General features: G+C 75.4%; 19 protein-coding genes and 1 tRNA gene. 13 read left to right on the top strand and 7 right to left on the bottom strand.

All coding sequences use genetic code 11. From position 1 onward, the window contains the following. Positions 1 to 115: 115 nt before the first annotated feature. The gene (locus tag ACI781_RS15495) at positions 116 to 616 is read left to right on the top strand and encodes a MarR family winged helix-turn-helix transcriptional regulator (RefSeq protein ID WP_456567012.1); all 501 of its coding nucleotides are present in this window, start codon (positions 116 to 118) and stop codon (positions 614 to 616) included. A 49-nt stretch (positions 617 to 665) separates the two neighbouring features. Here the strand turns inward: ACI781_RS15495 and ACI781_RS15490 are convergent, their stop codons facing one another. From ACI781_RS15490 to ACI781_RS15480, 3 genes are all read right to left on the bottom strand, one after another. Continuing rightward, positions 666 to 1,379: an AAA family ATPase gene (locus ACI781_RS15490; RefSeq protein ID WP_456567011.1), complete on the bottom strand. Its 714-nt coding sequence runs from the start codon at positions 1,377 to 1,379 to the stop codon at positions 666 to 668. Positions 1,380 to 1,409: 30 nt separating this feature from the next. Continuing rightward, positions 1,410 to 2,597, bottom strand: coding sequence for a CaiB/BaiF CoA transferase family protein (locus ACI781_RS15485; protein WP_456567010.1), 1,188 nt, complete (start codon positions 2,595 to 2,597; stop codon positions 1,410 to 1,412). A 101-nt stretch (positions 2,598 to 2,698) separates the two neighbouring features. Then, positions 2,699 to 3,292: a 5-formyltetrahydrofolate cyclo-ligase gene (locus ACI781_RS15480; protein WP_456567009.1), complete on the bottom strand. Its 594-nt coding sequence runs from the start codon at positions 3,290 to 3,292 to the stop codon at positions 2,699 to 2,701. A gap of 31 nt (positions 3,293 to 3,323) precedes the next feature. On the opposite strand from ACI781_RS15480, the gene ACI781_RS15475 reads away from it, so the two are divergent. The 7 genes from ACI781_RS15475 to ACI781_RS15445 all read left to right on the top strand — a co-directional run bounded on the left by ACI781_RS15475 (position 3,324) and on the right by ACI781_RS15445 (position 8,897). Next, on the top strand, positions 3,324 to 4,241 hold the full coding sequence (locus tag ACI781_RS15475) for a UTP--glucose-1-phosphate uridylyltransferase (RefSeq protein ID WP_456567008.1): 918 nt from the start codon (positions 3,324 to 3,326) through the stop codon (positions 4,239 to 4,241). 35 nt (positions 4,242 to 4,276) lie between these two features. After that, on the top strand, positions 4,277 to 5,668 hold the full coding sequence (gene glp, locus ACI781_RS15470; RefSeq protein ID WP_456567007.1) for a molybdotransferase-like divisome protein Glp: 1,392 nt from the start codon (positions 4,277 to 4,279) through the stop codon (positions 5,666 to 5,668). Between the two features lie 6 nt (positions 5,669 to 5,674). Next, positions 5,675 to 6,298 (top strand): GNAT family N-acetyltransferase, encoded by a 624-nt coding sequence (locus ACI781_RS15465; protein WP_456567006.1) that lies wholly within the window; start codon positions 5,675 to 5,677, stop codon positions 6,296 to 6,298. A gap of 200 nt (positions 6,299 to 6,498) precedes the next feature. Beyond that, positions 6,499 to 7,218: a divisome protein SepX/GlpR gene (gene sepX, locus ACI781_RS15460; RefSeq protein ID WP_456567005.1), complete on the top strand. Its 720-nt coding sequence runs from the start codon at positions 6,499 to 6,501 to the stop codon at positions 7,216 to 7,218. Positions 7,219 to 7,295: 77 nt separating this feature from the next. Beyond that, a tRNA-Ala gene (locus ACI781_RS15455) sits at positions 7,296 to 7,369 on the top strand. A 79-nt stretch (positions 7,370 to 7,448) separates the two neighbouring features. After that, a complete protein-coding gene (locus tag ACI781_RS15450; RefSeq protein WP_456567004.1) occupies positions 7,449 to 8,675 on the top strand; it encodes a 3-deoxy-7-phosphoheptulonate synthase in 1,227 nt (408 codons plus the stop codon). Positions 8,676 to 8,678: 3 nt separating this feature from the next. Then, a complete protein-coding gene (locus tag ACI781_RS15445; RefSeq protein ID WP_456567003.1) occupies positions 8,679 to 8,897 on the top strand; it encodes a hypothetical protein in 219 nt (72 codons plus the stop codon). A 10-nt stretch (positions 8,898 to 8,907) separates the two neighbouring features. Here the strand turns inward: ACI781_RS15445 and ACI781_RS15440 are convergent, their stop codons facing one another. Continuing rightward, the gene (locus tag ACI781_RS15440; protein WP_456567002.1) at positions 8,908 to 9,702 is read right to left on the bottom strand and encodes an enoyl-CoA hydratase/isomerase family protein; all 795 of its coding nucleotides are present in this window, start codon (positions 9,700 to 9,702) and stop codon (positions 8,908 to 8,910) included. Positions 9,703 to 9,800: 98 nt separating this feature from the next. After that, a complete protein-coding gene (locus ACI781_RS15435) occupies positions 9,801 to 11,318 on the bottom strand; it encodes a dolichyl-phosphate-mannose--protein mannosyltransferase (RefSeq protein ID WP_456567001.1) in 1,518 nt (505 codons plus the stop codon). Between the two features lie 90 nt (positions 11,319 to 11,408). On the opposite strand from ACI781_RS15435, the gene rsmI reads away from it, so the two are divergent. Then, positions 11,409 to 12,248 carry a 16S rRNA (cytidine(1402)-2'-O)-methyltransferase gene (gene rsmI / locus ACI781_RS15430; protein WP_456567000.1) on the top strand — a complete coding sequence of 280 codons (840 nt, stop codon included), beginning with the start codon at positions 11,409 to 11,411 and terminating at the stop codon, positions 12,246 to 12,248. A 104-nt stretch (positions 12,249 to 12,352) separates the two neighbouring features. On the opposite strand, the gene ACI781_RS15425 is transcribed toward rsmI, so the two are convergent. Then, positions 12,353 to 13,054 carry an endonuclease domain-containing protein gene (locus ACI781_RS15425; RefSeq protein ID WP_456566999.1) on the bottom strand — a complete coding sequence of 234 codons (702 nt, stop codon included), beginning with the start codon at positions 13,052 to 13,054 and terminating at the stop codon, positions 12,353 to 12,355. 434 nt (positions 13,055 to 13,488) lie between these two features. Continuing rightward, the gene (corA, locus tag ACI781_RS15420) at positions 13,489 to 14,598 is read right to left on the bottom strand and encodes a magnesium/cobalt transporter CorA (protein WP_456566998.1); all 1,110 of its coding nucleotides are present in this window, start codon (positions 14,596 to 14,598) and stop codon (positions 13,489 to 13,491) included. A gap of 144 nt (positions 14,599 to 14,742) precedes the next feature. On the opposite strand from corA, the gene ACI781_RS15415 reads away from it, so the two are divergent. The 4 genes from ACI781_RS15415 (at position 14,743) to ACI781_RS15400 (ending at position 19,715) form a co-directional block, all read left to right on the top strand. Next, positions 14,743 to 16,248, top strand: a complete 1,506-nt coding sequence (locus ACI781_RS15415) for an amino acid permease (RefSeq protein ID WP_456566997.1) — start codon at positions 14,743 to 14,745, stop codon at positions 16,246 to 16,248. A gap of 96 nt (positions 16,249 to 16,344) precedes the next feature. Next, positions 16,345 to 16,986 (top strand): hypothetical protein, encoded by a 642-nt coding sequence (locus ACI781_RS15410; protein ID WP_456566996.1) that lies wholly within the window; start codon positions 16,345 to 16,347, stop codon positions 16,984 to 16,986. A gap of 34 nt (positions 16,987 to 17,020) precedes the next feature. Then, a complete protein-coding gene (metG, locus tag ACI781_RS15405; protein WP_456566995.1) occupies positions 17,021 to 18,817 on the top strand; it encodes a methionine--tRNA ligase in 1,797 nt (598 codons plus the stop codon). 25 nt (positions 18,818 to 18,842) lie between these two features. Continuing rightward, entirely contained in the window at positions 18,843 to 19,715 is an 873-nt protein-coding gene (locus tag ACI781_RS15400) for a TatD family hydrolase (RefSeq protein WP_456566994.1), read from the top strand. Positions 19,716 to 19,807: the final 92 nt, after the last annotated feature.

Below are 19,807 nucleotides of genomic sequence, written 5' to 3'. Positions count from 1 at the left end.
GCCCCGGCGGGGCGGTCGCAGGTGAGGACCGGGCCGGGCCCGGGGACTCATCGCCCCGCGGCGGCCGGCCGGCGGACGGGTGTGCCGGCAGGCCGGGGGACGTACGGTCGCCCCCGTGGCGACCCGGTGGCTGGACGACGAGCAGCAGCGCGCCTGGCGCGCCTGGCTGAGCGTGGCCGAACTGGTGCCGCGGGTGCTCGACGCCCAGCTGCGGCGCGACGCGGGGCTCAGCCACACCGCCTACGTCGTGCTCGCGATGCTGTCCGAGGCCCCCGGCAGGGCGCGGCGGATGAGCGACCTGGCCCGCCGGGCCAACCAGACGCAGAGCCGGCTGTCGCACACGGTCGCGCGGCTGGAGCAGCGCGGCTGGGTGCGCCGCGAGCGGGCCGCCGACGACGGCCGGGGCAGCCTCGCCGTCCTCACCGACGCGGGGTGGGAGGTCGTCCGGCAGGTGGCACCGGGGCACGCGGAGGCGGTCCGCGACGCCGTGTTCGACCCGCTCACCCCCGAGCAGACCCGCGTGCTGCGCGAGGCGCTGGAGCGGGTCCTCGAGCAGCTGGACCCCGACCACAGCCTGCGCGTCGAGCACGGCGCCGACGCCGCGCCGGAGCGCTGACCGGGGAGCCGGGCCGGCTCCCGGAGCCGTGCGACCTGCCCCGCCCCGCTCAGCGCAGGTGCCGCAGGTAGGAGTCCGGTGCCTGCAGGAACCGGCGCCAGTTCTCGGTCAGCTCCAGCTCCGCCCAGGCGGCCGGCCGGATGCCCCAGGGGCCGACCTCCAGCAGCGCGGCGCCGGGGAGGGCGGCCAGCACCGGGGAGTGGGTGGCGACGACGACCTGTGCGCCGCGGGCGGCGAGCTCGGTGAGGGAGGCGACCAGCGACAGCGTCGCGGTGAACGACAGCGCGGCGTCGGGCTCGTCCAGCAGGTAGAGCCCGGGGCGGGTGGCGCGGTCGTGGAACAGCGCGAGGAACGCCTCGCCGTGCGACAGCTCGTGGAACGCCGTCCCGTCGCCACCGGGGTTGTCCTCCAGGTAGCTGTAGAGGCCGTGCAGCGTCTCGTCGCGCAGCAGGTAGGCCCAGCGGGGGGCGCCCGGCCCACGCTCCACCACGAGGTCGAGCGAGCCGGGCTCGCTGGGGCGCGTGCTGTGCCGGGCGCCGACCGACCCGCCCTCGGCGTTGAGCCCGACCGCCGCGGCGAGGACCTCCACCAGCGTCGACTTGCCCGAGCCGTTCTCGCCGACGAGCACCGTCACGCCGGCGGCGAGCTCCAGGCCCTCCCGGAGGACCTGCGCCACGGCCGGCACGGTGGCCGGCCACACGTCGCCCGGGACCGGCGCCGCGTCCGGGTCGGGGCGCAGACGGCGGACGGGGCGGCGGTCCATGGCGTCATCCTGTCCGGGCGCCGGTCGGGGTCAGCCGGTCCCCTCGGCCAGCCACGCCCGGATCGCGGCGTCGGACGCGCCGAGCACCGGGGGAGCGGTGTGGTCGCGGCGGGTCGTCTCGGTCTCGCCGTCCGGACCGGCGGCGAAGAACCGCAGCGGCGGGCCGGGCAGCTGCAACCGGCCGAGCGTGGCGTGGTCGACGTCGACCAGCAGGCCCTGCGACAGCGTCTGGTCCCAGCCGTAGGTCTCGTCCAGGGTCCGCACCTCGCCCGCCGGGATGCCGGCCGCGGCCAACCGGGCCAGCAGCTCCGCCGGCCCGATCCCGGCGAAGGCCTCCTCCAGCAGCGCGACCACCCGCTCCCGGGCGCGGACCCGCTCGCCGTTGGTGGCCAGCCCGTCGGCCTCGGCGTCCAGGCCGAACTCCGCGCACAGCCGCCGCCACAGCGACTCCGAGCCGCAGGACAGCTGCACGCTGCCGCCGGCGCAGCGGAACAGGCCGTAGGGCGCGATCGAGGGATGGTGGTTGCCCTGCGCCCGGTTGACCTGCCCGCCGACGGTCCACGCCGTCCCCTGGAACGCGTGCACGCCGACGATCGCCGCCAGCAGCGAGGTGCGCACCACCTGGCCGCGGCCGGTCCGCTCGCGTTCCAGCAGCGCGGCCAGCACCCCGTAGGCGCCGTAGATGCCGGCCAGCAGGTCGCCGATCGGGACGCCGACGCGCTGCGGGTCGTCGGGGCCCGAGCCGGTCAGCGACATCAGCCCCGCCTCGCCCTGCGCGATCTGGTCGTAGCCGGCGCGCCCGCCCTCGGGACCGTCGTGCCCGAACCCGCTGATCGCCAGCGTCACCAGCCGCGGGTTCAGCCCGGCCAGGACGTCGGTGCCGAAGCCGAGCCGGGCGAGCGTGCCGGGCCGGAAGTTCTCCAGCAGCACGTCGGCGCGGCGGACCAGCTCGCGCAGCAGCTCCTTGTCGCCCTCGTCCTTGAGGTCGAGGGTGATCGACTCCTTGTTGCGGTTGGCCGACAGGAAGTAGGTGGACTCCCGCTCGCCGGAGTCGGGCTGCACGAACGGCGGGCCCCACCCGCGGGTGTCGTCGCCCGTGCCGGGGCTCTCCACCTTGATCACGCGGGCGCCGAGGTCGCCGAGCATCATCCCGGCGTGCGGGCCGGCCAGCGCGCGGGTCAGGTCAACGACGAGGACGCCGTCCAGCGGTCCGGGCACGGACCACCTCCGATCGGTCGGGAGCCACCCCCGGGCCCCAGGGACGAGCCAGGTCGGAACGGTCCCACGACCGCCGCGACCGGCGGGTGTCCCGGGCTCCCTCAGCGCGCGGCGGGCAGCGTCTGCCAGCCGCCCGACGGCGTCACCACCGCACCCACCCGGCGGTCGTGCGGCTCGGCCGGGAGCTCGTCCACCAGCTCGTCGTCGTACACGACGGCCACCAGCAGGGCGCCGGGCCGCGCGTGCACCAGCGCCCGGTCGTAGAAGCCCCCGCCGCGGCCCAGGCGCACGCCCGAGCGGTCGACCGCCACCGCGGGGACGACGACCGCCTCCGCCGTCCCGACCGCCGTCGGACCCAGGCGGGGGCCCAGCGGCTCCAGCACGCCGTACCGGCCCGGCGCCAGCCGCCCGGTGTCCACCGCCCAGCGCAGCTCCGCGTCCCCCTCGGCCACCACCGGCAGCAGCACGCGCGCGCCGAGCTGGGTGAAGGCCGCCGGGAGCCGGCCGTGCCCGGGCTCCAGCTCGTCGGGGCAGAACGCGGCGACCGTGCGGACGCCGGCCAGGCCGCGCAGCAGGGCCGAGCTCACCGCCGCTGCGGCCGCCTCGCGCTCCGGACCGGGCCGGGCGCGACGCCGTTCCCGCAGCTCCTGCCGCAGGGCGGCCTTGGCCGCACCCACCTCGGAAGGGGGAGTCACCGGCGCAGGCTAGCTGGATACGCTCCCCGCCATGTCCCCCGCGAGCTCGCGCGCCGCGCGCAAGGCCGTCATCCCCGTCGCCGGCATGGGCACCCGCTTCCTGCCCGCGACCAAGGCCGTGCCGAAGGAGCTGCTCCCGGTCGTGGACCGCCCGGCCCTGCAGTACATCGTCGAGGAGGCCGCCCGCGCCGGCCTCGCCGAGGTGCTCATGGTCACCGGCCGCAACAAGGCCGCGATCGAGGACTTCTTCGACCGCGTACCCGAGCTCGAGGCCGCGCTCGAGAAGAAGGGGGACGCCGGCCGGCTGGCCGCCGTCTCCGAGTCCACCGACGTGGCGCAGGTGCACTTCGTCCGGCAGGGGGAGGCCCGCGGCCTCGGCCACGCCGTCCTGCAGGCCGCGGCGTTCGTCGGCGAGGAGCCCTTCGCCGTCCTCCTCGGCGACGACCTCATCGACGCCCGCGACCATCTGCTGGAGCAGATGCTCGCGGTGCAGGCCGACAAGGGCGGCTGCGTGGTGGCGCTGCTCGACGTCGGCGCGGAGAACATCGACAAGTACGGCGCGGTGGCGATCGAGGAGGACACCTCCGAGGGCGTCGTCACGATCACCGGGCTGGTCGAGAAGCCGCCGGTCGACGAGGCCCCCAGCAGCCTGGCGATCATCGGCCGGTACGTGCTCGCGCCCGAGGTGTTCGACGTGCTCCGGGAGACCGAGCCCGGCCGCGGCGGGGAGATCCAGCTGACCGACGCCCTGGCCACCCTCGTCGCGCGCGGCGAGCCGGTGCACGGCGTCGTGTTCGACGGCCGCCGCTACGACACCGGCGACAAGCTCGACTACCTCAAGGCGGTCGTCCGGCTGGCCGTCGAGCGCGAGGACCTGGGGCCGGCGCTGCGGGCCTGGCTGACCGAGTTCGTCGGCCAGCTGCCCGCCGAGGGCGCGTCGCAGGCCTGACCCGTGGCTCCCAGGGGGGAGCATCGGGAGTCGTGATGGGTGTGGACGACGACAGCGCCGGGGCGGCCGCGCCCGGGCCCCGGGACACGACGGCGCTCGACCTGCGGTCGGGCACGGTGGGCGGGGCCGCCGTCGGCGTGCAGCACACGGCGCAGATCGACCCCTCGGCGGTGCCCCCGCCCCCTGGCGTGCCCGAGCCCGAGCTGCCCCGCTCGGTCGAGCAGCACCTGGACGAGATCCTCGCCGCGGTGCCCCAGCCCGACGCGATCGAGCTCGCCGTCCTCGACGCCCAGGGCCTGCTGTGCGCCGAGGAGGTCGTCAGCCGGCGCGCCCTGCCCGCCCACGACCAGGCCGCCCTGGACGGGTACGCGGTCCGCGCCGAGGACGTCGCCGCGGCCACGCTGGAGGCGCCGACCGCGCTGGCCGTCGTGGGGGAGACCGTGGCCGGGGCCGCCGGCCCGTCGTCCATCGGCCCGGGGCTGGCCCACAAGGTGGCCGCCGGGGCCCTGCTGCCCGGCGGCGCCGACGCCGTCGTCCCCGCCGTGTGGACCGACCGCGGCGTCGTCACCGTGACCGTGCACGCCGGCGTCGCGCCGGGCAACTACGTCCGCCGCGCCGGGGACGACGTGGCCGCCGGCACCCCCGCGGTCGCCGTCGGCACCCCGATCGGGCCGGCGCAGATCAGCCTGCTGGCCGCCGTCGGCCGCGAGCGCGTGCTGGTGCGTCCCCGCCCGCGGGTCGGGATCCTCTCCGGTGGCGGCGAGCTGGTGGACATCGCCAGCGACCCGGCGCCCGGGCAGGCCGTCGACGTCAACAGCTACGCGCTCGCCGCGGCGGCCCGCGACGCCGGGGCCGACGCCTACCGGTCGGGCATCGTGCCGGCCGACCCGCGCCGGCTGTCCGAGGTGCTCGAGAGCCAGACGCTGCGCAGCGACCTCGTGCTCATCTCCGGGACCTTCCCGGACGAGGGCGACCCGGTGCGCGAGGCGCTGTCCGCGCTCGGCGAGGTGCGGTTCCGTCCCGTGACGATGCACCCGGGGCCGGTGCAGGCGTTCGGCCGGATCGGCCGGGAGCAGGTGCCGGTGATCGTCGTGCCGGGGGAGCCGGTGGCGGCGCTCGTGGCCTTCGAGGTGTTCGTGCGCCCGGCGATCCGGCTGATGCTGGGCAAGCGGCAGCTGTTCCGCCGCACCGTGCAGGCGATCGCGGCGCAGCCGCTGTACTCGCCGCTGGGCTACCGCCAGTACCTGCACGGGCAGGTCATGCGCCACCCCGACGGCGGGTACGTGGTCGAGCCGCTGGGCGACGGCGACGAGGCGATGCTCGCCCGCATGGCCCGGGCCAACTGCCTGATCGTCGTCGACGAGGACGTCACCGAGGTGGCGGCGGGCGGGCTGGTCACCGTCATGCCCCTGCTGCTGGGCGGCTGAGGCGCCGTGCTGGGCGACCCGGCCCTGCGTCCGGGGTGGCCGGCCACCCTGGGCTGGGGGCCGGTGGAGCTGCACCCGCTGCGCCGCTCCGACGCCGCCGAGTGGAGTCGCGTCCGGCTGGCCAACGAGGCGTGGCTGGCGCCGTGGGAGCCGACCGCCGCCCAGCCCTGGGCGCAGCGGCACACCCCCGCGGCGTTCCGCGCGGTGCGCCGCCGGGTGCTCCAGCGCGCCCGGCTGGGGCTGACGCTCCCGTTCACCGTGCGCGTGGAGGGGCGGCTGGCCGGCCAGGTGACGATCGACAACGTGGTCCGCGGGGCACTGCGCTCGGGCAACGTGGGCTACTGGATGGACCGCGCCGTCGCCGGCCGGGGGATGGGGTCGCTGGCGGTCGCGCTGGTCTGCGACCACGCCTTCGCCGCGGCGGGGCTGCACCGGCTGCAGGCCGACATCCGGCCGGAGAACGCACCCAGCCGGCGGCTGGTGGAGCGGCTGGGCTTCCACGAGGAGGGACTGCTGCGCCGCTACCTGGACATCGACGGGGACTGGCGCGACCACCTCACCTACGGGCTGCTGGCCGAGGACGTGCCCGGCGGCGTGCTCGCCCGCTGGCTCGCGCGGTCCGGCGGTTGAGCGCGGCCCGCGGTGGGTACCACGCGTGGTCGCCTAGCACGGAACCGACCGGTCCCCCCGGGTCGCCGTGTCGACACGCCGTCGCCGGTGCACTCCCGTCACACAACACTCCGACGACACACCGCGCGCCTCCCGCCGATGGGCCCGCGACCTGCATAACCTGCCGCGGCAAGTGACTCGTGTGACGGGTGGTGTTCTCCATGGGATCGGGTGTGCTGCTGGCCGCTCTGGTCGTCCTCTGGTTCGTCGTGCTGGTGCCGATGGTGGTGACCCGCGGCGACGAGCGGACGCGCTCGGCGGCGGGTGACTCGGGCCGCACGCTGAAGCGCCGCCGGGTCGTCGACCCGGTGGTGCACGCGGAGACCGAGCGCGTCTCGGTCGACCGCGGGCGGCTGCTGGAGACCGGTGAGCTGCGGGTCGACGTGCACGCGGTGCGCCGCCGCACCCTGGCCGGCCTGGTCGCGCTGACGCTGCTGACCCTGGTCGGGGCGCTCGTCGTCGCCTCGTGGATCTGGGTCCTGCAGGTGCTCCTGGACGCCGCGACCGTCGCCTACCTCGCGGTGCTGCGCGCCGCGGCCCGCCGCGAGCAGGCCGCCGCCCGCCGCGCCGCCCGGATGGCCGCGCGCCGCGCCGCCCGGGTCGCGCCGGCCCCGCGCCCGGCGATGGCCGAGGAGCACCTCGCCGAGGAGTTCGCCGAGGAGGAGCTCGCCGAGGCCGGGCCGGTGCACCACACCGTCGGCCTGCGCCACCCGAGCCTGCCGCTGGCCCCGGTGCACCCGCTGCGGCCGGGCCGTGTCGTCGCCGCCCGCACCGGCACCCCGGCCGGCTGGCAGAACAGCGCCGTCGTCGGCCTGGACGACGACGACATCGGGTTCGCCGACATCGACGAGTACGAGCCGCGGCGCGTCGCCAACGCATAGGCGTCGCCCGCGACACCCCGGCGCCACCACCCCGTGGTGGGGCCGGGAGCGGTGGGCGGTAGTCTTGTCCCCCGTCAGGGGCTGTAGCGCAGTCCGGTAGCGCACCTCGTTCGCATCGAGGGGGTCAGGGGTTCGAATCCCCTCAGCTCCACCCCGACACCCAGGGCGTCCTCCACCCGGAGGGCGCCCTGAGTCGTTCCGGGGCAGGGAAGCCGAGCGAGGAGAGGTCGATGACGCAGGACGGGAACCGGTTGCTCCCGGAGGCGGCCCGCATCGCCGAGCACCTGCTCGCGGTGCAGCAGCGGGTCAACGACCAGGTCGACACGCTGCAGGCGGGGCTCATCCCGGAGGTCCGGCGCCGGCTGGGGCTGCCCGAGGCCGAGCCGGTCGACGTCGCCGACCTGGTGAACGCCCGCATCGCCGGCCTCAGCGTCGTCGTCACCCCGGAGGCGGTCGCCACCGTCGTCCCGCTGACCGCCGCCTCCGCCGCCACCACCCGGGCCGGGCGCGCCGCCATGACCGGCATCGTCACCGGCACCGACCCGCGGCTGGCCGTCATCGCCGGCCCCTGCTCGATCCACGACCCGGCCGCCGCGCTGGAGTACGCGGCGTTCCTCGCCCGCATGCGGGAGCGCTTCGCCGCCGACCTCGAGATCCTCATGCGCACCTACACCGAGAAGCCGCGCACCGAGGTGGACTGGAAGGGCTTCGCCTACGACCCGTACCTGGACGGGTCCAACCGGATCAGCGTCGGCCTCGTCGCCACCCGGATGCTGATGATCGCCGTCACCGGCCTCGGCGTCCCCGTGGCGGCCGAGCCGCTCAACGCGCTCACCCCGCAGTACGTCAACGGCCTGGTCACCTACAACGGCGTCGGCGCCCGCAACGTCACCGACCAGACCGCACGCGAGCGGGTGTCCGGGTTCTCCTCCGTCGTCGGGTTCAAGAACTCGCCGGAGGGCAGCATCGAGGTCGCCGTCCAGGCCGTCGTGTCCGCCCGTGCCCCGCACGAGTTCCTCGGCGTCGACCGGCACGGGGTGACCGCGCAGCTGTCCACGACGGGCAACGAGACCGGCCACGTCATCCTGCGCGGCGACAAGTCCGGCCCCAACCACTCGGCGGCCCACATCGCGGCCACCCGCGCCGCGCTGCGGGCCCGCGGCCTGCCCGAGGTCGTCGTCGTCGACGCCTCGCACGGCAACAGCCAGAAGGACCACCGCCGCCAGTTCGACGTCGTCCGCGACCTCGCCGCCCAGGTCCGCGGCGGGGAGCCGGCCATCCGCGGGGTGATGCTGGAGAGCAACCTGGTCGCCGGCCGGCAGGACCTCGACCAGCGCGACCCGGGGTCCCTGGAGTACGGCAAGAGCGTCACCGACGGCTGCGTCGACCTGCCCACGACCGAGGCGATGCTGGAGGAGCTGGCCGCGGCGTCCCGGGCCCGGCGGACGGCGGCCTGACCGGTGCCCGGCGTCGTCGACGCGGTCCTGGCCGCGCTCGCCGCCGGGGACCGGTCCGGCCTGCGGCTGCTGCTGCACCCCCACCTGCACTGGACGACGCCCGAGGGCACCGTCGTGCGGGGCCGGACGCGGGTGCTGGCCCTGCTCGAGACGTCCCCGCTCCCACCGCGGCCGGCCTCGGTGGAGCTGCGCGACGGTCAGGTGTACCGCTGGACCTGCTGACCGCGCGGGGTCAGCCGGCGGAGCGGAAGTCCGGCAGCCGCCGCTCGACGAAGGCCCGCACGCCCTCGCGTCCCTCCGGGTCGTCGGCGGACGCGGCGATCAGCCGGGCCTCCTCGTCCAGCTGCTGCTCGAGCGTGCGGACCGCCGCCTGCCGCACCAGCTCGCGGGTGCGCACCATGGCGCGGACCGGGCCGGCCGCGACGGCGTGCGCCAGCGTGGTGGTGGCCGCGTGCACCTCGTCGTCCTCCACCAGCCGGGCCACCAGGCCCGCCGCGTGCGCCTCGGCGGCGGTCAGCGAGCCGTTGGTCAGGCACAGGTCCAGGGTCCGCGGGGCACCCAGCGCCCGGGTGAGCGCCCAGGACGTGCCACCGTCGGGGGAGAGGCCGATCGCCCCGTAGGCCGGGCGGATCTTGGTGGAGCGGGCGCAGACGACGATGTCGCAGGCGCCCACGAGCCCGACCGCGGCACCGGCCACGGCCCCCTGGATGCCGGCCACGACGGGCACCGGGCAGTAGAGGACCTCCCGCACCACCCGGTGCCAGGACTCCGCGAGCCCACCGACGAGCGCGCCGGGGTCGGCCGCCTCGGCGAACAGCCGCACGTCACCGCCGACGCTGAACCGCAGGCCGTTGGCCAGCAGCAGCACCGTCCGCGCCGCTGCCGGGCGGGCGGCCAGCGCGGCGGTCAGCGCGGCCGCCAGGGCGGGGTCGATGGCGTTGCCGGTCTCGGGGCGGTCGAGGGTGATCCGCCAGACGTCGCCGTCGATCTCGCCGAGCACGGCAGGGCGTGTGCCTGGGCTGGTCATCGTCGTCCCCTCGTCCGGTCCGCGGACCCACCGTACGGCCGGTCGGCGGCCGGGGCCCGGCGGTCCGGCGGCGGCCCGCCGTCGCCGGCGCCCGGTGCTCAGAACCAGGAGGGGAACCACATCCGCTGCAGCCACTCGCCGTGCGACAGCGGCTGCCCGGTGAGCACCGGGTGGAAGAACACGAACGTGGCGGCGACCACGCCGACGTACAGGGCCACCAGCCCCAGCCCCACCCGGCGCCGGACGGGCGGGCCGGTGGCCGGACCCAGGACGTCCTGCAGCGCGAGCACCACGGCCAGCACGAAGAACGGCACCACCGGGGCCATGTAGAAGACGAACATCGTGCGCTCGGCGTTGAGGAACCACGTGCCCCAGCCGGCCCCGATCATCACCGCGAGCAGCACCGCGGCCGGGTCCCGGCGCGCCACGATGCGCCAGCCGAGCCACACCAGCGCCGGCGCGAAGGCGAACCAGAGCGTCGGCGTCCCGACCATGAGGATGTACCGCACCACCTGGTCGCCGGCGGCGTCGGTGAGCCCCTGCGGGTTCCACAGCAGGATGGGGCGGCCGTTGACCAGCCAGGACCAGGGCCCCGACTCCCACGGGTGCGGGGAGGACAGCCCGTTGTGGAACTCCAGCCACTGCGCGTGCTGGTGCCACAGGGCGCGCAGCGGCCCGGGGATCCAGGGGAAGGCGGTGTCGGGGTTCTGCTGCGCCCAGGCCTTCCCCTGCGACGTCTCGCCGAGGAACCAGCCGGTGAAGGTCGCCAGGTAGGTCAGCACCGGGACCGCCGCCAGCGCCCACAGGGCGCCGGGCAGCCCGCGGCGCGCCGTGACCGCCGTCGGCCGGGGCACATTCGCCTCCCGCCAGGCGGCACGCTCCCAGAACAGCGAGAGGACGGCGGCGGACGCCAGGAACCACACGCCGCTCCACTTGACCGCGCAGGCGCAGCCGAAGAGGACGCCGGCCGCGATCCGCCAGCCCCGGGGTCCCAGCCGGAAGCCGGTCCGCGGCACCTCGCCCAGCGCGCGCACGCGGGCGCGCACCCGGTCGCGGTCGACCACCAGGCAGGCGACCGCGGAGACGACGAACACCTGCAGGAACACGTCGAGCAGGCCGATCCGCGACAGGGTGAAGGAGAACCCGTCGAGCGCGAGCAGCAGCCCGGCGACGACGCCCAGCAGGGTCGAGCCGGTCAGCCGCCGCGCCAGCCGGACGAGGACGACGACCGCGATCGTCCCGGCCACCGCGGAGGGGAACCGCCAGCCGAGGGACTCGTAGCCGAAGAGCTTCACGCCCAGCGCGATCAGCCACTTGCCCAGCGGTGGGTGGACGATGAACGTGTAGCCGCGGTTGTACTCGTGGCCCCAGGTGAGCAGGTCCTGCGCCTCCGGCGGGTAGTAGGCCTCGTCGAAGAGCAGGTCGCGCGGGTAGGAGATGTCCCAGAGCCGGACGGCGAACGACACGACGCCCAGGACCCCGGCGAGCACCCACGCCAGCCGGTTGTCGCCGGGCAGCGGCGGGATGCGGTCCAGGCGGCGGGCCGGCAGGCGGCGTCGCCGCGTGGCCTGCGCCGGCGGCTCCTGCTCCTCGCGCTCGGGAGCCAGGACCGCCATGGGCCCAGGGTAGTGACCGGACCTGCCCACCTCCCGGCGCTCGTCCGGCCGCGTCGGGCCCCGGGCGGCGGCCGTGACAGGCTCCTCGCCGTGAGCGGACGGCTGGTGCTGGGCGGGGCGCCCCTCGGGCAGCCCGGCGACGTCGGCCCGCGGCTGCGCGAGGTGATGGCCTCGGCCGACGTCCTGGCCGTGGAGGACACCCGCCGGCTGCACCGGCTGGCCACCGACCTCGGCGTGACGCTCACCGGGCGGGTGGTCACGTTCCACGAGTCGGTGGAGCGGGCCCGCCTGCCCGGCCTGCTCGACGCCCTGGCCGGCGGCGCGACCGTGCTGCTGCTCACCGACGCGGGCATGCCCTCGGTGTCCGACCCCGGCTACACGCTGGTGCGCGCGGCCATCGACGCCGGCGTGCTCGTCACCTCGGTGCCCGGGCCCTCGGCGGTGACGACGGCGCTGGCCGTCAGCGGCCTGCCGGTCGACCGGTTCTGCTTCGAGGGGTTCCTGCCGCGGCGCGGGGGTGAGCGGCGCACCGCGCTCGCGGCGCTGGCCGGTGAGCGGCGCACAATGGTCTTCTTCGAGTCCCCGCACCGGCTGGCCGACGCGCTCGCCGACGCCGCCGCCGCGTTCGGCGACGAGCGGCCCGCCGCGGTGTGCCGGGAGCTGACGAAGACCTACGAGGAGGTCCGGCGCGGGCCGCTGGCCGAGCTCGCCGCGTGGGCCGCCGAGGGCGTGCGCGGCGAGATCACGCTGGTGATCGGGGGAGCCCCCGAGGTGCGGGTGGAGCTGACGCCGGCCGAGCTGGCCGCGGAGGTCGCCGCCGAGGAGGCCGCCGGGGCGACCCGCAAGGACGCGATCCGGGCGGTCGTCGTCCGCACCGGGCTGCCGCGGCGCACCGTCTACGACGCCGTCGTCGCCGCGAAGCCCCGCTGACCGCCGGCGATTGTGCACATCGCCCCGCCGACGAGGCATGGGAAGCCTTCCCCACGCTTGAGGCCGCCGGACGTGGGGATCGCTTCCCATGCTTCGTGGGCGGATTAACCCACGCGCAACTGGGCGGCCCGCGCGGCGTAGACCTCGAGGACCCGGCGGCGCACGGCCTCCGGATCGCGCAGGACGTCCGCGTAGGTGAAGCGGAGCACCACCCACCCGAGAGCGGCGAGCGCCGTGTCTCGGGCGAGGTCGCGCCGCCGGTCAGCCGGGGACGTGTGGTGCTTCGCGCCGTCCAGCTCGACTGCCAGCTTCACCTCGGGCCAGGCTCGATCGAGTCGCACCGCGCCCTGGGGCAGGACCAGCCGGTGCTGCCCGACGCTCCTGGGCAGGGAGCGGTGCCGGAAGACGTTGAGCACGCCCAAGGCCTCGAGCTCACTCTGGCACCCGTCCTCGATGAGGTCGATGGTCTGGGCGAGGGCACGGTGGCCGCCGACGTTGGGCCGTTCGGCGAGCGCCTGCCGGACGTCCTTCGCGACGACGAGGCCGCGGCGGGCTGCGTCGAGGAGGAGCGGACGACGGTCCGGGACCGGCAGCAGCGGCCAGGAGTCGACGAGAGTCCTCGGTAGCACGGTGATGCGGAGCCCGTTCCGCTCCACGCACTGCGGCGCCCCGGGCGTGAACCGCAGGCGACGGTGGACGAGGAGGTCCGGCGCCCCTGCTCGGCGCACTGAGTGGTCGACGGTCACGTGCAGCGGGCGGTCGAGGGGGATCAGTCCCCACACCGCCAGCGCCGTCGTGTGGCTCAAGGCAGCGACCGGTCCGGCATGGCGGAGGGCGGCCCGGAGGAGCAGGTCGTCCGTCATCGGTTCCCCTGCCCGGCAGTAGACGTGGGGGAAGACGCGGTGGAGGACGCGGCGTCCGACGTAGCCGTCCAGGACCGTCTCGGGTAGTCGGGCGAGCAGTTCACGTCGGGTCGCCAGCCCTCCGTGGATCTGGAGGACGTCACGGAGGAGCTCGCGCCACTGCATCGCGGCAGCCTGGCCGAACGCGGGCGGGGGCAGCGGCGATCGGGCCCGACCTGTGGATGGACTGGGCTCGGCGACACCTGTCCGGAGCGCGAAGGGGCGCGGCATGGGAAGCGATCCCCACGTTCTCGCCGCGCAGACGTGGGGATGGCTTCCCATACCTCAGGAGAGCGGGCCCGGCGCTCGTGAGGTGGATCAGTGCACAGCGGTGGGGGTCAGAGCCAGCCGTTGCGCTTGAAGCCGCGGTACAGCCACACGCACGACACCGCGATCACCAGCAGGACCAGCGGGTACCCGAACCGCCAGTGCAGCTCCGGCATGAACGCGAAGTTCATGCCGTAGATCCCGGCGATCGCGGTGGGGACGGCGACGATGCCCGCCCACGCCGAGATCTTGCGCATGTCCTCGTTGTCGGCCATCGACGTCCGCGCCAGCGAGGCCTGCAGGATCGACGACAGCAGCTCGTCGAGCCCGGCGACGGTGTCGCGCACCCGGATGGCGTGGTCGAGCACGTCGCGGAAGTAGGAGCGCATCGCCCCGGGGACGACGGCCATCGACCGCTCCGACAGCCGCTGCAGCGGGACCTCCAGCGGCGCCACCGCCCGGCGCAGCGACATCAGCTCCCGCTTCAGCTGGTACAGGCGCCCGATGTCGTCGGTGCGCTCGGGGCTGAACACCGACGCCTCGAGCTCGTCGACGTCGTCCTGCACCGCGTCGGCGACGTCGACGAAGGTGTCCACGACGAGGTCGGCGACGGCGTAGAGGACGGCGGCCGGCCCCAGGCACAGCAGCTCCCGCTGCTCCTCCAGCCGGTGCCGCAGCTCGGCCAGGTCCCCGTGCCGGCCGTGCCGGACCGTGATCACGTAGTGGCGGCCGAGGAAGACCATGACCTCGCCGGTGTCGACCACCTCGCTGGTCGCGGTCAGCCGGTCGTGCTCGACGTAGGTCGCCGTCTTCAGCACCATGAACAGGTCGTCGTCGTAGTGGTCGAGCTTGGGGCGCTGGTGGGCGTAGACGGCGTCCTCCACCGCCAGCGGGTGCAGGCCGTAGCGCGCGGCGATGGCCTCCAGCTCGGCGGCGCTGGGCTCGAACAGGCCCAGCCACACGAACCCGTCCCGCTCGACGGCGACGCCCAGCGCGTCGCCGGGCTCCACCGGCGCCTGCCGCCGGCCGTCCACGTAGACCGCGCAGTCGACGACGGCGCCCTGCCCCGCCGCCCGGCCGGGCGTGGCCGGCGGCGCGCCGGCGGGGCGGGGCCGGGTGGTGGGCTCGCGCCGCCCGGGGGTCCCGGTGGACGCGTCGTGGGACGGGTCGGTCGCGGTCACGGCACCTCCTCGGTTCCCTCTCGTGACGGTCCAGCGTAGGCATGCGGACCTGGGGCGCCCGTGCCACGCTGCCGGAGTCGAACGGGCAGGTCGCACCGGGAGGGGGACGTCGTGGCGGACACGGCTCGCGGGAACAGGGCCCGGGTGAAGTCGGTCGAGGACTCGATCCGCGACACCGAGGAGCCCGAGCACCGGCTCAAGCGCAACCTCTCCGGGCTCGACCTCACCGTCTTCGGGGTCGGCGTGATCATCGGGACCGGCATCTTCGTGCTGACCGGTGAGGTCGCGAAGACGACGGCCGGCCCGGCGGTGGCCATCTCGTTCGTGATCGCCGGCATCACCTGCGCCCTGGCCGCCGTCTGCTACGCCGAGTTCGCCTCGACGGTGCCGGTCGCCGGCTCGGCCTACACGTTCAGCTACGCCACCCTCGGGGAGCTGCTGGCCTGGATCATCGGCTGGGACCTCGTGCTGGAGCTGGCGCTGGGTGCGGCCACCGTGTCGGTCGGCTGGTCGGGCTACCTCAACCAGCTGCTCGGCGACATGGGCATCCCGCTGCCGGAGTCGATCGCGGGGGAGGACGCGACGGTCAACATCCCGGCCATCGTCATCGCCCTGCTGATGACCGGCGTGCTGGTGCTGGGCATCAAGCTGTCCTCGCGGGTGACGAGCGTGATCGTGGCGATCAAGGTCGCGATCGTCCTGTTCATCATCGCGCTCGGGTTCTTCTACACCAGCGCCGACAACTACAGCCCGTTCGTGCCGCCGTCGCAGGGCGCCGCCGAGGGGGAGACCGGCTGGCAGCAGCCACTGATCCAGCTGTTCGGCGTCACCCAGGGCACGTTCGGCTGGGGCGGGGTGATCGCGGGGGCGGCCATCGTCTTCTTCGCCTTCATCGGCTTCGACATCGTCGCCACGGCCGCGGAGGAGACCCGCAACCCCAAGCGGGACCTGCCGCGCGGGATCATCGGCTCGCTGCTCGTCTGCACCTTGCTCTACGTGGCGGTGTCGCTGGTCGTGGTCGGCATGCAGCCCTACGACGAGCTCTCGGTGACCGCGCCGCTGGCCGACGCGTTCGCCAGCGTCGGGCTGTCGTGGGCGAGCAGCCTCATCTCGGTGGGCGCGCTGGCCGGCCTCACCTCGGTCGTCATGATCCTGATGCTCGGCCAGTCGCGGGTGCTGTTCGCGATGAGCCGCGACCACCTGCTGCCGCCGTCCCTCGGCGCCGTCCACCCGCGCTTCGGCACGCCCTACAAGATCACGATCGTCACCGGCGTCGTCGTCGCCCTGCTGGCCGGTTTCCTGCCGATCTCCACGCTGGCGGAGCTCGTCAACATCGGCACCCTGTTCGCCTTCGTCCTGGTGTCGATCGCGGTCGTCGTGCTGCGCCGCACCCGGCCGGACCTGCCCCGGGCCTTCCGCGTGCCGCTGGTGCCGCTGCTGCCCGGCCTCTCCGTGGTCGCCTGCCTCTACCTGATGGCGAACCTGCCGGTGGAGACGTGGGTGCGGTTCGCCGTCTGGATGGTCCTGGGCCTGGTCGTCTATCTCGTCTACGGACGGCGGCGCAGCCGGCTGGCGGGGGCCGAGGGTGCCGCCGCGGCCGAGCGCGCAACCGCCGACCGCGCGGCCCGGGGGAGGACCGGGGACGGCTGACCCCATGGGGTGAGCCGCCGCCCGCGGCCGTACAGCGCGGCGCGCGGCGGGACGACCTGACCGGAGACCGACCGTCCCCGGCCAGGGAGCAGCCCCGTGGCGAGCGCCACCACCCTCGACGTCCGCGCCGACCGTGCGACCGCCACCCCCGTCCCCCGCCGGCACCCCCGGCCCCCGGCCACCGTGCTGGCCGCCACGGCGCTCGCGCTGCTGGAGGCGCTCGCCGTCCTCGCCGCGGCGCTGACCGGGCTCGACGGCCTGCTCACCTCCCTGCAGCGCCCGCCGGGCCTGCTGGCGGCCGGGCTGCTGGTCGGGCTCGCCGCGTGGGCGGTCTTCGGCGCCGGCGGCGGCCTCGTGCTGCTCGACGGCTCCGGCGCCCGGCTGCTGACCGGCGTGGCGTGCGCCGAGCTGGGCGTGTGCGCCGGCGTGTTCGTGCTCGGGCTGACCACCTCCGCCGTGGGGAGCGAGGTCGCCGGGCTGCCCGTGCCGGCGCTGGCGCTCAGCGCGTCGGCCCTGCCGGTCGGGAAGCTGCTGCTGGCCACCTCGCCGTCGGCGGGCGCCTGGGTCGACGCGGGTCCGCGCCCCCGTGCGCCGCAGCCCCAGCTGGGCGCGGGCCGCCGCGTCCTGCGCGCCGCCACCGTCGTGGTCATCGGGCTGGCGCTGGTGTCGGTGGCGCTGCTCGACCCGGGCCGGCCCGACGCCGGGCAGCCCGCGCCGGCCTCCACCGGCCAGCACTGAGCGGCCCCGCCCGCGCCATCACTACTCTCGTGCCGTGAGTGATCGGCACATCCTGACCGCCGTGGCCTGGCCCTACGCCAACGGCCCGCGGCACATCGGCCACGTCTCCGGCTTCGGCGTCCCCTCCGACGTCTTCAGCCGCTACCACCGGATGGTGGGGGACCGGGTGCTGATGGTCAGCGGCACCGACGAGCACGGGACACCGATCACGGTCGCGGCCGACGCCGAGGGGGTCACGCCCCGCGAGATCGCCGACCGGAACAACCGCATCATCACCGGGGACCTGCAGTCGCTCGGCCTGAGCTACGACCTGTTCACCCGGACCACGACCGGCAACCACGCCCAGGTGAGCCAGGAGATCTTCCTGGGCCTGCTCAAGAACGGGTACGTCTTCCCGCAGACGACGCTCGGCGCGATCAGCCCCTCCACGGGTCGCACCCTGCCCGACCGCTACATCGAGGGCACCTGCCCCATCTGCGGCTACGACGGCGCCCGCGGCGACCAGTGCGACAACTGCGGCAACCAGCTCGACCCGACCGACCTGATCAACCCGGTCAGCCGGATCAACGGGGAGACGCCGAGGTTCGTCGAGAGCGAGCACTACTTCCTCGACCTGCCCGCGTTCACCCGGGCGCTGGGCGACTGGCTGGCCACCCGCAAGAGCTGGCGGCCCAACGTCCTGAACTTCAGCGTCAACCTGCTCGACGACCTCAAGCCGCGCAGCTACACCCGCGACATCGACTGGGGCGTGCCGGTGCCGCTGGACGGCTGGCGCGACCGGCCGGACAAGCGGATCTACGTGTGGTTCGACGCGGTGGTCGGCTACCTGTCCGCGTCGATCGAGTGGGCCCGCCGGTCGGGGGACCCCGAGGCGTGGCGGCAGTGGTGGCAGGCGCCGGACTCCGACGCCTACTACTTCATGGGCAAGGACAACATCGTCTTCCACTCCGAGATCTGGCCCGCCCAGCTGCTCGGCTACAACGGCGAGGGCGACCGGGGCGGCAGCCCGGGCTCCCTCGGTCGGCTCAACCTGCCCACCGAGGTCGTCTCCAGCGAGTTCCTCACCATGGAGGGGCGGAAGTTCTCCAGCAGCCGCCAGGTCGTCATCTACGTCCGCGACTTCCTGGCCCGCTACGACGCCGACGCGCTGCGCTACTTCATCGCCGCCGCCGGGCCCGAGTCGCAGGACACCGACTTCACGTGGTCGGAGTTCCGCCGCCGCAACAACGACGAGCTGGTCGCCGGCTGGGGCAACCTGGTCAACCGCTCGGTGTCGATGGCCGCCAAGAACGTCGGCGCCGTGCCCACGCCCGGTGACCTGACCGACGCCGACCGGGCGCTGCTGGCGACGACGTCGGGCGCGTTCGGCCCCATCGGCGAGCTGCTCGCCCGCAACCGGCAGAAGGCCGCGGCCGCCGAGACCATGCGGGTGGTCGGCGAGGCGAACAAGTACCTGTCCGACCAGGCGCCGTGGAAGCTCAAGGAGGACCCCGCCCGCCGGGACACCGTGCTGCACACCGCGCTGCAGGCGATCAGCGACTGCAACGCGCTGCTCACGCCCTTCCTGCCGCACTCCGCGCAGAAGATCCACGAGCTGCTCGGCGGCACCGGCGTGTGGTCGCCGGCGCCGCGGATCGACGAGGTCACCGACCTCGACGACGGGTCGCCGTACCCGATCATCACCGGCGACTACGACTCCGCCCAGGCGGTGTGGGCCTCCCGCCCGCTGCAGCCGGGGACGCCGCTCGCCCCGCCGACCCCGGTGTTCACCAAGCTCGACGAGTCCATCGTGGAGGAGGAGCTGGCCCGGCTGGAGGGCGGCGCCTCGTGAGCACCGCGCGCGCGGGACGGCGCCGGTGAGCCGCTCGGCCTCCTCGCGGGCCAACCGGCGCGGTGAGCTGCCGCCGGACCCCGAGCCGCTGCCGGCACCGGTCGTCGACAGCCACACCCACCTGGACATCACCGTGGGCGGCTTCGACCGGTCCCCGGACGACGCCGAGGTCGACGCCCAGGTCGCCGCCGCCGCGGCGGTCGGGGTGCCCCGGCTGGTGCAGGTGGGCGTCGACGTCCCCTCCTCGCGCTGGTCGGCGGAGCTCGCGGCGCGGCACCCGAACGTGCTGGCCGCCGTCGCCGTCCACCCCAACGACGCCGCCGAGGGCGGGGCCGGCGACGACGCCCTGGCAGAGATCGACCGGCTCGCCGCGCTGCCGCGCGTGCGGGCGGTGGGGGAGACCGGCCTGGACCGCTTCCGCACCGGACCCGAGGGCTGGGCGGCGCAGGAGGCCTCCTTCCGCGCGCACATCCGCATCGCCAAGGAGCACGGCACGGCGCTGGTCATCCACGACCGCGACGCCCACGACGAGGTCCTGCGCGTCCTCGACGACGAGGGGGCCCCGGAGCACACGGTGTTCCACTGCTTCTCCGGCGACGCCGCCTTCGCGCGGGCCTGCGTGGCGCGCGGGCACGTGCTGTCCTTCGCCGGCACGCTGACCTTCGGCAGCGCCGGGGCCCTGCGCGAGGCGGCCGCGGTGACGCCGCTGGACCAGCTGCTGGTCGAGACCGACGCCCCGTTCCTCACGCCGGCGCCGCACCGGGGGCGCCCGAACGCGTCGCGGCTGGTGCCGCACACCGTCCGCACGCTGGCCGACGTCACCGGCGTGGAGCTCGACCAGCTGTGCGCCGCGCTCACCGCCACCGCCGAGCGCGTGTTCGGCGCCTGGGAGCCGTGACGAGCGGGGGCCCGGAGGGTCCCCCGAGGAGCGGCGGGTCCCGCGCAGCGGTCTGACCGAGCGGGAGGCCGGAGGCCTCCCCGAGGCCGGAC

The organism is Blastococcus sp. SYSU D00695, from assembly GCF_054050555.1.
The sequence above is the reverse complement of the archived record's forward strand: the minus strand, read 5'-3'. Positions and strand labels throughout refer to the sequence as shown.

Bases quoted from the DNA above. Each gene is read 5' to 3' on its own strand.
- ACI781_RS15450 (WP_456567004.1), top strand. From the start codon at position 7,449: ATGACGCAGGACGGGAACCGGTTGCTCCCGGAGGCGGCCCGCATCGCC.
- ACI781_RS15490 (WP_456567011.1), bottom strand. From the start codon at position 1,379: ATGGACCGCCGCCCCGTCCGCCGTCTGCGCCCCGACCCGGACGCGGCG.
- ACI781_RS15440 (WP_456567002.1), bottom strand. From the start codon at position 9,702: ATGACCAGCCCAGGCACACGCCCTGCCGTGCTCGGCGAGATCGACGGC.
- glp (WP_456567007.1), top strand. From the start codon at position 4,277: ATGGGTGTGGACGACGACAGCGCCGGGGCGGCCGCGCCCGGGCCCCGG.
- ACI781_RS15435 (WP_456567001.1), bottom strand. From the start codon at position 11,318: ATGGCGGTCCTGGCTCCCGAGCGCGAGGAGCAGGAGCCGCCGGCGCAG.
- sepX (WP_456567005.1), top strand. From the start codon at position 6,499: ATGGGATCGGGTGTGCTGCTGGCCGCTCTGGTCGTCCTCTGGTTCGTC.
- ACI781_RS15475 (WP_456567008.1), top strand. From the start codon at position 3,324: ATGTCCCCCGCGAGCTCGCGCGCCGCGCGCAAGGCCGTCATCCCCGTC.